This window comes from Bacillus infantis (genome assembly GCF_050107595.1).
GTDB lineage: Bacteria > Bacillota > Bacilli > Bacillales > Cytobacillaceae > Bacillus_AB > Bacillus_AB infantis_C.
The window spans coordinates 147,507-159,905 of sequence record NZ_JBNILH010000002.1; the positions used below are offsets into that span (position 1 = coordinate 147,507).

The 12,399-nt window shown below is 47.3% G+C and carries 13 protein-coding genes; 11 read left to right on the forward strand and 2 right to left on the reverse strand.

Annotation, left to right across the window (positions count from 1 at the left end):
- Positions 1-59: 59 nt before the first annotated feature.
- The 10 genes from ACQCVH_RS04025 to spoVIF all read left to right on the forward strand — a co-directional run bounded on the left by ACQCVH_RS04025 (position 60) and on the right by spoVIF (position 8,683).
- Positions 60-623 (forward strand): TetR/AcrR family transcriptional regulator, encoded by a 564-nt coding sequence (locus tag ACQCVH_RS04025; protein ID WP_426834552.1) that lies wholly within the window; start codon positions 60-62, stop codon positions 621-623.
- Positions 624-690: 67 nt separating this feature from the next.
- Positions 691-1,578: a 3-hydroxyacyl-CoA dehydrogenase family protein gene (locus tag ACQCVH_RS04030; protein WP_426834934.1), complete on the forward strand. Its 888-nt coding sequence runs from the start codon at positions 691-693 to the stop codon at positions 1,576-1,578.
- The gene (locus ACQCVH_RS04035; protein WP_426834553.1) at positions 1,578-2,357 is read left to right on the forward strand and encodes an enoyl-CoA hydratase; all 780 of its coding nucleotides are present in this window, start codon (positions 1,578-1,580) and stop codon (positions 2,355-2,357) included. The genes ACQCVH_RS04030 and ACQCVH_RS04035 overlap by 1 nt, the downstream gene beginning before the upstream one ends.
- A gap of 13 nt (positions 2,358-2,370) precedes the next feature.
- Complete coding sequence (locus ACQCVH_RS04040; RefSeq protein WP_426834554.1) at positions 2,371-2,787, forward strand: acyl-CoA thioesterase; 417 nt, start codon at positions 2,371-2,373, stop codon at positions 2,785-2,787.
- 17 nt (positions 2,788-2,804) lie between these two features.
- Positions 2,805-3,872, forward strand: coding sequence for a phosphotransferase family protein (locus tag ACQCVH_RS04045; protein WP_426834555.1), 1,068 nt, complete (start codon positions 2,805-2,807; stop codon positions 3,870-3,872).
- Positions 3,873-3,908: 36 nt separating this feature from the next.
- On the forward strand, positions 3,909-4,652 hold the full coding sequence (locus tag ACQCVH_RS04050; RefSeq protein ID WP_426834556.1) for a 2-phosphosulfolactate phosphatase: 744 nt from the start codon (positions 3,909-3,911) through the stop codon (positions 4,650-4,652).
- Between the two features lie 35 nt (positions 4,653-4,687).
- Positions 4,688-6,454, forward strand: coding sequence for an acyl-CoA dehydrogenase family protein (locus ACQCVH_RS04055; protein WP_426834557.1), 1,767 nt, complete (start codon positions 4,688-4,690; stop codon positions 6,452-6,454).
- Between the two features lie 105 nt (positions 6,455-6,559).
- Positions 6,560-7,339, forward strand: coding sequence for an enoyl-CoA hydratase/isomerase family protein (locus ACQCVH_RS04060; protein WP_426834558.1), 780 nt, complete (start codon positions 6,560-6,562; stop codon positions 7,337-7,339).
- Between the two features lie 12 nt (positions 7,340-7,351).
- Positions 7,352-8,323 (forward strand): quinone oxidoreductase family protein, encoded by a 972-nt coding sequence (locus ACQCVH_RS04065; protein ID WP_426834559.1) that lies wholly within the window; start codon positions 7,352-7,354, stop codon positions 8,321-8,323.
- A gap of 105 nt (positions 8,324-8,428) precedes the next feature.
- A complete protein-coding gene (spoVIF, locus tag ACQCVH_RS04070) occupies positions 8,429-8,683 on the forward strand; it encodes a sporulation-specific transcription regulator SpoVIF (RefSeq protein ID WP_224900255.1) in 255 nt (84 codons plus the stop codon).
- Positions 8,684-8,738: 55 nt separating this feature from the next.
- Here spoVIF and ACQCVH_RS04075 read toward each other — a convergent pair whose 3' ends face one another.
- Positions 8,739-11,024, reverse strand: coding sequence for a UvrD-helicase domain-containing protein (locus ACQCVH_RS04075; protein ID WP_426834560.1), 2,286 nt, complete (start codon positions 11,022-11,024; stop codon positions 8,739-8,741).
- Positions 11,025-11,272: 248 nt separating this feature from the next.
- On the opposite strand from ACQCVH_RS04075, the gene ACQCVH_RS04080 reads away from it, so the two are divergent.
- A complete protein-coding gene (locus ACQCVH_RS04080) occupies positions 11,273-11,554 on the forward strand; it encodes a hypothetical protein (RefSeq protein WP_426834561.1) in 282 nt (93 codons plus the stop codon).
- Between the two features lie 21 nt (positions 11,555-11,575).
- Here ACQCVH_RS04080 and ACQCVH_RS04085 read toward each other — a convergent pair whose 3' ends face one another.
- Positions 11,576-12,250: a DUF421 domain-containing protein gene (locus ACQCVH_RS04085; RefSeq protein WP_426834562.1), complete on the reverse strand. Its 675-nt coding sequence runs from the start codon at positions 12,248-12,250 to the stop codon at positions 11,576-11,578.
- Between the last annotated feature and the right edge of the window lie 149 nt (positions 12,251-12,399).

Genomic DNA, 12,399 nt, shown 5'->3' on the forward strand with positions numbered 1-12,399 from the left:
GAGACATCCAATTCATGGTATAATTCCTGGCGATATTCAAAGATTGAGAGGACATCATTATGAAGGAAAAAATAACAGAACAAAGCATCCGTTTATTTGACAAAAAAGGGTTCAGCGAGACATCAATCCAGGATATAGTCGATTCAATCGGAGTGACCAAAGGAACCTTCTATTATTATTTTTCAAGCAAGGAAGAACTGCTGATGGATATACACCTCCGTTATATAGACGATCTTCTGTCACAGCAGGAAAAAATCCTGAAAGACAGCAATGCCGATTGCAAAGGGAAATTGTATGATGTAGTCGCCATGCTGATCGGAAGCATTGAAAATCAGGGGGCAAGCGCCAAAGTGTTCTTCAGGGAAATCAGGAATCTGAGTGAAGAGAGGCTGAGCCAGATTATTCCGAAGAGGGACCGGTTCAGGACTAATATTGAAGCGCTGATATCGGAAGGCATCAGGATGGGGGAGTTCAGAGCGGATCTTAATGCCCCCATCATTACATTCGGCATTCTGGGTGCCGCAAACTGGAGCTACCAATGGTTCAACCCCAAAGGAAGTGCTCCGGACTATGAAGTAGCACGCATATTTACCGATATGATCCTGAATGGAATTAATGCTTAAAAGCAGGCAGGGATGCCGCTTCTTATAGAAAAACAAGAGGTGCGGAATAGTGATATTAAAGGAGGAAATGCTGATGGCTTTGACAGTGAAAAATATTACTGTGGTTGGTGCAGGGCAGATGGGCCACCAAATTGCGATGCTCTGTGCATTGGGAGGATTTGAAACCACCCTGCATGACATGCAGGAAGAAGCATTGGATCAGGCACAGGAAAAGCTGCGCGGAATTATGGATAAATGGGCATCCAAAGGGAAACTGCCTTCAGAACAGATAGAGGCTGCATTCAGCAGGCTCCGCTGCACATCTGATTTTGGGATAGCTGTTAAGTCTGCCGATTTTATCATTGAGGCGGTCGTTGAAAAGCTTGAGATTAAGAGAGAAGTATTTTCAAGGCTTGAAGAACTGGCGCCGTCACATGCCATATTTGCGACGAACAGCTCAACCATTGTCAACAGCCTGCTGGCCGATGCGGCTGACAGGCCGGAAAAGACAGTCAATATGCACTTCTTCTTTCCGCCGCTTGTAATGGATTGCGTCGAGGTTGTTATGAGCAGCCGGACTTCTGAAGAAACGGCTGAGACAGCGATGAAAGTCTGCAAGGCAATCAACCGGACGGCTGTTCTCCTGAAAAAAGAGATCTCCGGGTTTATCGCTAACCGAATTCTTGGGGCGCTGCAGCGTGAGGCTGTTCAATTATATGAACAGGGCATTGCAGACTACAAGGATATTGACATCATCTGCAGAAAAGCGCTTAACCATCCGATCGGCCCTTTTGAACTGATGGACTTGTCAGGAATTGATGTCGGCTATTATGTAATGGAGCAGCGGTATGCAGAAACGGGGGATCCATTAGATAAGCCTGCCGCCTGTATTGAAGAAAAAGTGAAGGAAGGCCACCTGGGAAGAAAGACAGGAAAAGGCTGGTATGAGTATGGGAAAGAGGGAGCGGTGCGCTGATGGGAAATTATGTGGATATTCAATTGGAAGATAAAACCGCGGTTCTGACAATCATAAATCCGCCGCTTAATGTGCTGAGCAAAAAGGTATTCCAGGAGCTGGGCGAAGCCTTTGGATCTCTTAGGACCAATGACGAGATAGTGGCCGTCCTTCTAACTGGGGCTGGAGACAAAGCATTTGTTGCAGGGGCTGACATTAAGGAATTTCCGGAGATGATGAACAATCCCCGCATGATTGATGATGTAATGGCTACGCATGAAGTGCTTAACAGCATAGACCTGTTTCCAAAGCCTACTATTGCCGTACTGAATGGCCTTACGTTCGGAGGCGGATGCGAGCTTGCCCTTGCATGTGATATCAGGATTGCGGAAGAGCATGCTCAAATCGGTCTCCCGGAAATAAAGCTGGGCCTTTTTCCCGGCGGCGGAGGAACCCAGAGGCTGCCACGGCTGATCGGTGAAGCAAAGGCCAAGGAACTGATGTACACAGGTGAGCCTGTTTCGGCAGAAGAGGCTGCAAGGATTGGCCTCGTCAATAAGACGGCAGCTTCCGGGGAAGGCATGAAAACCGCAAGAGAGCTTGCAGACAAAATAGCCGGCCATTCGCTTCAGGCCCTTTCCAGAATCAAGCAGGCGGTGGATGGAGGCCTTGACAGAACTTTAGAAGAGGGCGTGAAGCTTGAAGCCAGCCTGTTTGAAGAGGTATTCCGCACAGATGATATAAAAGAAGGAGTTAAGGCCTTCATCGAAAAAAGAAAAGCGGAATTCAAGCACCGCTAAGGGAGGATGCCCCATGCAGGAAACAGAGGTCAAAGTCCGGTTTTGTGAAACAGATGCCCTGGGCCATGTGAATAATACAAGCTACTTCGTTTACTTGGAGGAAGCCAGGATAGAGCTCTTTGAATCGCTCGGCTACAGTATGGATACCAGGAAGTGGAGCTTCATCCTTGCTTCCACAAAATGCGATTTTCTGAATCAGGGCTTTTTCAATCAAAAACTGGCCATTACAACTTATGTTTCGAAAATAGGGAATAAGAGCTTTCAGCTGGAGCATGAAATTCTTTGCGCACAAACAAAAGAGCCTGTTGCCAAAGGGAATGCTGTCATCGTTTATTTTGACTTTGAAGCACAAGAGAGCAGCTCCTTGCCGGATCACCTCAGGGAAGGGCTGAAAGCATACCTTTACGAAAAGAATAATTTGAAAATTTAAAAAAGGAGGCGCTGTACATGCCTGCCGGCAAAGACACAATTATGGTAAGAAAAGGGGAAGAGCTGGATTTGGACAGCCTTGTCATATTCCTGGAGAGCAAAGTGGACTCATTCCCGGGCGGGCCTCTTGAAGTCCTTCAATTTTCAGCCGGGCACTCGAATTTAACCTACCAGCTGAGGTCGGGGGATTGGGAGGCAGTACTGAGGCGTCCGCCACTCGGCCCAGTGGCTGCAAAAGCCCATGATATGGAACGTGAATTCATCATTCTGAAGGAACTTAACAGCATGTTCTCTCCTGCACCTAAGCCTATCATCTATACGGGGGACGACAGCATCATCGGAAGTCCATTCTTCCTGATGGAAAGGAAGAATGGGATTGTATTGGATTCAGAATTTCCAGAGCATATCACTCCTTCCGTGGAGGTTTGCCGGCATCTGTCACAGACCATGGTCGATAAGCTGTCTGAGCTGCACGCTCTTCCTTACCGGGATACGGGCCTGGAAAAGATCAGCCGTCCTGAAGGGTTCATGGAGAGACAGGTCCACGGATGGATCAGCCGTTATGAGAAGGCGAAGACTGAGGAAATCAAAGAGGCAGCTGCGCTCACCAAATGGCTGTCGGCAAACATCCCTTCCGAGAGCGGCCATAGCATTATCCATTATGATTATAAGCTGAACAACAGCATATTTGATCATAAGCTGGAAGCTATGACAGGACTGTTCGACTGGGAAATGTCTACGGTTGGGGACCCGCTTGCAGACCTGGGGGCAGCCATGAGCTATTGGATTCAGGAGGACGATCCCGATCTGCTGAAATATGGTCTAGGCAAACCGCCAGTAACTGCCCTGAAGGGTTTTTATTCCCGGAAGGAATTTATAGAAGCGTATGCAAGGCGAAGCGGGAGGGATATTAGCGGCATGAACTTCTACCTGACCTTTGCCTACTTCAAGCTTGCTGTCATTTGCCAGCAAATCTATTACCGCTATAAGAAAGGGCAGACAGCCGATAAGAGATTTTCCCAGTTTGACAGGTTTGTCAGAAGCCTTATCCAGCACAGCTCAAGTATTGCCTATGAAAAGATATAACAGGAATGCAGGTCAGTATTTTACCGGGAGGCACCTATGGGCAAAATTCATCTGCTGCTGAAAAAGGAAGAAATCAATGAACAGAAACTGCGGGAAGGCAGCAAAATAGCCGTTGTGCTGGATATCCTGCTTGCAACTACAAGCATCATCTCGGCATTAAAGGATGGAGCGGCAAATGTCATCCCTGCAGAAAGCTGTGAAAAAGCGAAAGCCCGGTTTGACTCGGGAGATTCCGGCGGGATGCTCCTTGCCGGGGAATCTAACGCACGACCTGTCACAGGCTTTGTTTATCCAAGTCCAAAGATTCTTAGGGGGCAGGTAAGCGGAAAGACGCTTATCATTGCGACTGCGAACGGGACGGTTGCCCTTGCAAAGGCAGAGGCAGCAAAAAAGGTATATGCTTCTTCCCTATTAAATAACTTTGCGGTGGCGGAAGCAATCAGTGAAGAAGATGGGGATCCAACGATTGTCATCATCTGCGCAGGAAATTCAGGGGAATTCAGCCTTGAGGATTTCTATGGAGCAGGACATTTGATTGATTGCCTCCAAAAAGCAGGAAGGGAGTCTTATGTGCTGACTGATGCAGCCCTGGCAGCATTGCTCTTCTTTCAGACAAAGCGGGACGATGCTGAGGAAGTCTTGGGAAATTCCTATGTCGGCGGCCTGCTGGCCCGCCATGGCCTCAGTGATGACCTTTCCTTTGCGGCCGGCTTAGACAGTATTCATATTGTCCCAGTTTATAAGAATGGACTCATCTCGGCAGCAAAGGTGTGCAAATAGGAGAGCATATTTTTTAAAAAGGAGGAGTGAGCAGCATGGCAAAAACAAAGAGCATGGGCTCCGGGTTTCTGTTAACGGAGATTGATGAAGGCCTATTGTTTACACCAGAAGATTTTACTGAAGAACATAAAATGATTGGCACTTCAGCGAGGCAGTTCATTGAGCAGGAAGTGGCCCCTTTAAAAGAAGAAATCGAAAGCCAGGATTTCGGGCTTGTAAAGGTACTGCTGAAGAAAGCAGGGGATCTTGGGCTGCTGGCACACAGCATCCCTGAACAATACGGCGGGCTTGGCCTGGATAAAATCACCAAAGGGATTGTGGGTGAAAATATCGGCGCCTCCAGCGGCTATGGTGTGGCCCATTCCAATCATACTTGTATTGCCACTCTACCGATCACCTATTTTGGAACAGAAGAGCAAAAAAATAAATATCTGCCTAAGATGGCTTCCGGAGAGTATATCGGCGCCTATTGCCTGACAGAGCCGAATGCAGGATCTGATGCTCTTTCCTCCCAGACTGTGGCGCGCCTCAATGAAGAGGGGACGCATTATATTTTGAACGGGACGAAGCTTTATATCACTAATGCGGCATTTTCAGATACCTTTATTGTCTATGCCAAGGTTGATGGAAAGGATTTTACCGCCTTTATCCTAGAAAAGGATTTTCCAGGCCTGATTCTTGGGCCTGAAGAAAACAAAATGGGCATCAAAGGGTCGTCAACCAGGTCTGTCATTTTAGAAGATTGCGAGGTGCCGGCTGAAAATATGCTCGGGGAGCAGGGGAAAGGCCATGTAATCGCCCTGAACGTCCTCAATTTGGGACGCTTCAATCTGGGGTCGGCCTGCATGGGTGCAGCCAAATACAGCCTGAAGAAAGCAGCGCAATATACCCAGGAGCGGAGGCAGTTTGGACGAAAGATCGCTGACTTCCATGCCACAAAAGAAAAAGTGGGAAAAATGGCAGCGCGGATCTATGCCTCAGAGTCTATGCAATACAGAACAGCAGGCCTGCTTGAAGAGGCGCTAGGCGATATAGGGGGCAGCGCTGATTCACGCCTTGCAGGAAAGAGGATGAGTGAGTATGCATCAGAGTGTGCTGTCTGCAAGGTATTTGGATCGGAAACCCTTGATTATGCAGCAGACGAAACATTGCAGCTTTATGGGGGAGCCGGATTCATAAAAGAATATGGCATCGAACAGATATACAGAGACTCCAGGATCAACCGGATCTTTGAAGGGACGAACGAAATCAACCGGCTGCTCATTCCGGCGGGCTTGTTTAAGAAAGCAGCAAAGGGAGAAGTGGATTTCAGGGAGATGACCGAAGAAGCGGCATCCGCCATCCTGCAGCCTGCATCGCTTAATGGTGCCCTGGCGATGGAGAGGGAAGCAGTCTCTCTGATGAGACATGCGTTTCTGCTTGCGGCGGGCTTGGCACTGCAGGTTCACGGCCAGCAGATTTCTGAGGAACAGGAAACGCTGATGAAGCTTTCTGATATGGCTATATCATTATATGCGGCCGAGTCGGCAGTCTACAGGACATATAAAAGCATCAATAAGGCCGGTGAAGAAGCAGCTGCTTTAAAAATCGACCTTGCCGGATCCTATCTGGAAGAGGCGCTGTGGGAATGCGAAAAAGCCTTCAGGACCCTCTCTTCTGAACTGGCATTACAGGATGGTGAAAAAAAGCTCGCTTCCGCTGTTGAAGCCGGGTTCAGAAGAATACAGCTTGAAGGGGGAGGCTTCAGCCAAAACCGGAGAATTGCTGAAAGGATCTATAAAGCAAACCGCTATATATGCTAGAAGCAGCAGAAAAACCTTGAGGAGCCTTGCAGTGAGGACCGGCTATTCCTGCCGATCGAGGCTTTCTTATGTCCAAAACTTTTACTACTGAATGGGGGAGAGAATATGGATAATAAACACCTGCTGTCTGAAAAAAGAGCCAGTGTCCTGCTTTTAACGCTGAACAGGCCGGACAGCCTGAATGCTTTCAGCAGTGAAATGATTACCGGCCTGACACAAGCATTCCGCCAGTCAGATGAGGATGAGGAGATTAAGGCAATCGTCTTATCCGGCGCAGGGAAATCTTTCACTGCAGGCGGAGATGTAAAGACAATGGGGCAGGCAGGGCCTGCAGAAATCTATGAACATATCGGAAAGCTCAATGAGTGCATTTTAAGCATAAAAGCCTCCAGCAAGCCTGTTATCGCAGCTGTTCATGGATTTGCAGCAGGAGCCGGCTTCAATCTGGCACTGGCATGTGATTTAATCATTGCGGCAGATGACAGCCGCTTTGCGATGAGTTTTTCACAAGTAGGACTTATTTCAGATGGAGGGGGATCATTCTTCCTCCCCCGGCTGATCGGGCCCCATCTCGCTAAGGAGTTTTTCTTTACTGCTGAAGCGATTCCCGCGGACAGGCTGCTGCAGATGGGAATTGTCAGCAGAATTGTACCCGGCACCGAGCTGAGAGATGAAGCATTGGCAATGGCAGAAAAGCTGGCAGCAGGACCTGTCAAAGCATATGGGATGATGAAGAAGCTGATTGACCGCGCCCATTCCTCTACGCTTGAGGAGATATTGGAGCAGGAACGCCTCATCCAGACAATGATGGCCGGTACAGAAGATCATTTAGAGGGAATTGCTGCATTCAAAGAAAAACGTAAGCCGCAATTCCAGGGAAAGTGAGGGGGAACTTATATGAAGGCAATTCAGTTAAAGGAATACGGAGGACCTGGTGTCCTGAAGCTCGTTGAAATGGACGTTCCAGATCCAAGGGGGCATGAGGTGCTGATTCAAATCCACTCGATTGGCGTTAACTATGCCGATACAGCAAGGAGAGAAGGACAGTATGTGGTAAAAACCCCTCTTCCCTTCATTCCTGGTGCGGAAGTGGCAGGAGTGGTCAAGGCAGTTGGTGAGAAGGCGGATATAGTGCCGGGGTCAAGGGTAGTGGCACTGATTGAATCCGGCGGATATTCGGAATATGCCATTGCCGACAGCAGGGGGCTTATTCCCATTCCGGAGGGACTAGACTTCCATGAGGCAGCGGCACTGCCCCTTCAGGGACTGAGCGCCTATCATATTTTAAAGACAATGGGGAGGCTTCAAAGAGGAGAAAATGTTCTTGTCCATGCGGCTGCAGGAGGTGTGGGAACACTGGCTGTCCAGCTTGCCAGGATATTCGGGGCTGGAAAGATTATTGCGACAGCCAGCTCAGAGCAAAAACTCAGCCTGGCCCTGGACATGGGGGCTGACGTTCTGGTGGACTATACAGAAAGCGGATGGGAAGAGAAAGTAATGGAAGCAACAGGGGGCAAGGGGGCCGACCTGGCACTTGAAATGGCCGGAGGAGAGGTATTCGCTAAAACCATGAAGTGTCTCGCTCCGTTTGGAAGGGTGGTCGTCTATGGAGTGGCGAGCGGAGAGCAATACAGAATGTACCCATCCTCACTGATGGCAAGGAACCAGTCTGTGATTGGGTTCTTCCTTCCGCAAATCATGAAAATGCCGGAGCTTCTTCATACAAGCATGACGGAACTGCTCGGCTACCTGGCAGAAGGAAAACTGAAGCTGACGGTAGGCGGAATCTATCCGCTGGAGGAGGCTTCATTTGTTCATGAACAGATGCAGGGGAGGAAAACGAGAGGCAAACTGATTTTAACGCCCTAAAGCAGGCTGAAGGCAGCTTTTTAGGCTTTTCTTCTTATTCATTTCACCTTTTCAGCCCTCCTTCATACTATATAAAGTAGTTTAAGAAGGAGGCTTGAGTTCAGCATGGATAATGGATTCTTTAAAAATATCGAGAAGAAAACGGGCGTTAATATGAAAGATATTCTGGATTTGGCGAACTCTTTGCAGAATGCAAATTTCAAGGATGAACAAACAGTCCGCAGCGTAATCCGCAGGGTATCCCAAATTGCCAATAAGCCGGTCCCAAAAGCAACAGAGGATAAAATTGTACAATCCATCGTCGCAGACGGAAAACAGCTGGATTTTAACACAATCAGCCAGATGATTAATAAAAAATAATCTGCAGAAAAGGACTTGGAGCGAGCCAAGTCCTTTTTGCCTTCTTATTCAATTTTTAGCTCCTTACCGGTGCAAGGAACCTGGAAGGCTTTGCCTTTTTGCCGCGCCTTTTCTGCGGGACAGATATGAACAGCTCCTCCTGTGCCCGTGTAACCGCTACATATAATAGCCTTCTTTCTTCTTCCATCGGGTCAGGGTCTCCATTCCTGTAAGCTTCAAGCGCGAAATCATGGGGGATACTCCCGTCAACAGCCCCGATAATATAGACAGTCTTATATTCAAGGCCCTTTGACCGGTGGATTGTACTGAGTGTTATGCTATTGTCCCTTATATTGCCAGGCTTTTTCATTTCTTTATTCATGGCGCGCATATGCTCGGCATGCTCAAGAAATTCCGCTATGCTCTCAAAATTATTGGCAGCTACCTTTAGATCGCGGATATCATCCGAGCCTTTTTCCATACTGGAGCCTTCCAGCCCGCGCTTTTTAAGAAAGTCATTAAATCCAAGTTCTTTTCCAATCATATCAATGGCAGCGGCAGGGCTCTTCGACTTGATGGAACGAATCGAGGGGACGGCCCTTGCCAGCTTTTTCTCCTGAAAAGCAAATCCGGTTTTCACATCAGCAAGGCACTCGAGAAGTGTCCTGTCGGTCAGAATGCTTTCTGCTTTCAAATCCTGCAGCACCGATTGCTTAAGGAAGAGCGCCGGCAGAATACTTTTGATGGATTCCTGGCTATCCTCATCAAGAGACAATTTTAAGAAAGCCAGGAGGGTCCGCACTAGGTAACGGTCATAAAATGATTCGGCATCCTGGTCGATCCTGAATGGCAGGCTGGAATTGGCCAGCCTTTCAAAAATGGCTCTCATCCCTGCATGTGTCCTGAACAATACCGCGAATTCTCCTGGACTTCCGCCCTGAGAAATCTTCTCCAGGATATCGGTCACAATCATCGTCGCTTCTTCTTCCTCATCAAGCGGGAAGAAGAGGAGCGGCTTTCTTGCCTTTGAATACTGGGCCTTCATCTTTTTGTCGCGCCGCTGTTTATTTTTGACAATAATGCTGTTTGCGGCGGTTACAATTTCATGTGCGGAACGGTAGTTCTGATCGAGAACAACGACACTGGCAGCCGGGAAATCTTTTTCAAACTCAAGCAGGTACCGCGGGTCGCTTCCCCGGAACGCATAAATGGACTGATCATCATCCCCGACTGCACAGACATTATTGCTTTTGGCGGAAAGAATCTTAATCAGCTCATACTGAACTTTATTGATATCCTGGAATTCATCAATAAGGAAATATTGAAAGCGGTTTTGATACGATTCCAGAATATGGGGATACTCCTGGAAGAGCCGGTAACAGCCAAGAAGCATATCATCAAAATCGAAGAGCCTGTGATTCTCTTTATATTCTTCATAGAGCCTGTATAATTCTGAGACCGTTTTATCCCAATCAGTCTCAGGATTTGTATTATGGGGAAGAATAAGAGAGTTCTTCCAGAAGCCGATTTTCTGCAGAGCCAGATCAAAAGCAAAGTCCTTTTCATCGATTTTCAGCTCTTTTGCTGCTCCTTTTAAAATCTGCTCGCGCTGCCATTCTTTTTTTAGCAGCTTTTGGGAGTTCCATCCGTCTCTGTCATGGAAGGAGAGGATCCGGTAAAAAATGCTGTGGAAGGTGCCGGCAAGGAGCTGCTCTGCCTGGGCAGACTTTATGCCTGGATAGTCAATCAGCCTTCTTTTCATTTCAGCAGCAGCTTTAGCCGTGAAAGTAACCAGCATGATGGATTTTGGGTCTATTTGCATCTCTTGGAGCATATAAGCAGTACGGGTGGTTAATACCCTTGTCTTCCCGCTGCCGGCCCCGGCCAGTACAAGGAGAGGTCCATCAATATGCGATACAGCAGCAGACTGTGCAGCATCCAATTGGAATCCATTGTCTGCGAGATCTTTTAAGTACCCGCTGCCAGTTTTGTTTTTAGAAGGCATAGACTGGAAAGGGGCACCTGTTTTTACAAAAGAAGCTTCCTGAAACACAGAAGGAGGCATTGTCTCAGCAGTGATTGACCTCGACTTTGGCAGCCTGAACCCGCCCGCAGAGACCTCCGCTTCAACCGGCTCTTTTTTCACCCCGTTCAATGCCTCCTCTGCATCACGGCATTCAGCATTGGAATGAAGATGGTAGAAGTGGGGAGGATCCTGTATCCCCAAATACATCCTCACCCGCTCTCCGCATGCAGGACAGAATAGATGTCCCTTTTTGCCTGCATCATAAATTTTTTGGAATTCTTCGCGGCTGTAGTTTTCTATATTAATAGTCTGTTGCCGGTAAACAGCAGTTTTCATGAAAAGTCATCCCCGTTTTTCTAGTTCATCTTAATATGTATTGAATACCCATAAAACTGGGATTCCACTTGAAAAATTAAATTTTTTATACCCATAAACATGCCGAAGCCGGCGAAGTCTATCATAACAAAACCAGTGATTTAAAAAAAGGAGTTTAAAAAGTTTATCTCCCTGAACAAGGGGTATAGAAAGGAAAATATACATTTTCGGCAAAGTATGGAAAAGACCTTGAAATGGAGGAATGGAAAATGGGCTATATCGTGCCTTTCAATCATTATCAATACAATCAGTATGCTGTGAGGGACTTGGATAAAAAGCAGGATTCATTCCGGCTGTATCCAGTTTCAAGGGTGAACAGAGTGGAGAATGACACACAATGGTTCCAGCCGGAGCAGCTGTTTCAATTTACACGTTCTGCGGAGGCTGGATACTCGGACGAAAAGCCGGCGAGAAAGGTCAATGAAAAGACCGTTGAAAGAGTGTACGGGGACATGACAGGTAAAGGAACACTATTCACTGAATCTGTTTAGTGGCATAAAGAAAGGGAGAGCTTAGAAGGTCTGCACATGCAGAGGCTCTCCCTTTTTCCATTCAGCATAAAGTACATCTTTGACAGTTTCAGCTCCCCAGCCATTCAGTTCGGTTTGAAGCCTGCTTTCATCCCAATGAATCATATGCAGATTATCCAGAACAATTTCCCCGTCAAGCACCAGTGTGACTGGAAGCTCTTCCGGCTGCAGCTGAATTTTGAAATCCTTTGCTGCAGGGGAGCTGTATTGCGGTTTTTTAAGCACACTTACTGTCCCATCCGTTTCCAGTATCGCATACTCGCATTCACGTATAGAGAAAATATCCTTGGACCTCAGCAGATGCTGCAGCTGATTGATGTCAAGGTGATTCTTCTTTAAAGAATCGTACACAATCTGCCCCTTTTTGATGACGATCGATGGCTCTCCCTCCAGAAAACGGCGCATTCTTTTAAATTTCTGTGTCAGATACTCAGTGAAATAAATCAATACTCCCCATAAGAAGACTGCAAACAGGATCTGGCCCAGGCCGATTTTTTCATCGAATAATGCATTGCCCACCAATTCACCTAAGACAAGGGCCGATACAAAATCAAATGTCGTGATTTGGGTGATCTGCGTTTTACCCAGAAATTTAGTGATTAAAAAAAGGGCGGCAAATCCAACCACGAGCTCTGCGAAAATATGCAGATATTCCATGAGTTTAACTCCTTTTAGTCCATATTATTTTCATAGTATGTCCAGACATGGAGGAAATTATTGACTGAAAAGAGTATTTTCAATAGGAAAGGCGCCCTTGATAAGGGCGCCTTTGTTCTTGTATAGGAATTTATAAATTGTAGGTCTTG

Bases quoted from the DNA above. Each gene is read 5' to 3' on its own strand.
- ACQCVH_RS04025 (WP_426834552.1), top strand. From the start codon at position 60: ATGAAGGAAAAAATAACAGAACAAAGCATCCGTTTATTTGACAAAAAA.
- ACQCVH_RS04030 (WP_426834934.1), top strand. From the start codon at position 691: ATGCTGATGGCTTTGACAGTGAAAAATATTACTGTGGTTGGTGCAGGG.
- ACQCVH_RS04035 (WP_426834553.1), top strand. From the start codon at position 1,578: ATGGGAAATTATGTGGATATTCAATTGGAAGATAAAACCGCGGTTCTG.
- ACQCVH_RS04040 (WP_426834554.1), top strand. From the start codon at position 2,371: ATGCAGGAAACAGAGGTCAAAGTCCGGTTTTGTGAAACAGATGCCCTG.
- ACQCVH_RS04045 (WP_426834555.1), top strand. From the start codon at position 2,805: ATGCCTGCCGGCAAAGACACAATTATGGTAAGAAAAGGGGAAGAGCTG.
- ACQCVH_RS04050 (WP_426834556.1), top strand. From the start codon at position 3,909: ATGGGCAAAATTCATCTGCTGCTGAAAAAGGAAGAAATCAATGAACAG.
- ACQCVH_RS04055 (WP_426834557.1), top strand. From the start codon at position 4,688: ATGGCAAAAACAAAGAGCATGGGCTCCGGGTTTCTGTTAACGGAGATT.
- ACQCVH_RS04060 (WP_426834558.1), top strand. From the start codon at position 6,560: ATGGATAATAAACACCTGCTGTCTGAAAAAAGAGCCAGTGTCCTGCTT.
- ACQCVH_RS04065 (WP_426834559.1), top strand. From the start codon at position 7,352: ATGAAGGCAATTCAGTTAAAGGAATACGGAGGACCTGGTGTCCTGAAG.
- spoVIF (WP_224900255.1), top strand. From the start codon at position 8,429: ATGGATAATGGATTCTTTAAAAATATCGAGAAGAAAACGGGCGTTAAT.
- ACQCVH_RS04075 (WP_426834560.1), bottom strand. From the start codon at position 11,024: ATGAAAACTGCTGTTTACCGGCAACAGACTATTAATATAGAAAACTAC.
- ACQCVH_RS04080 (WP_426834561.1), top strand. From the start codon at position 11,273: ATGGGCTATATCGTGCCTTTCAATCATTATCAATACAATCAGTATGCT.
- ACQCVH_RS04085 (WP_426834562.1), bottom strand. From the start codon at position 12,250: ATGGAATATCTGCATATTTTCGCAGAGCTCGTGGTTGGATTTGCCGCC.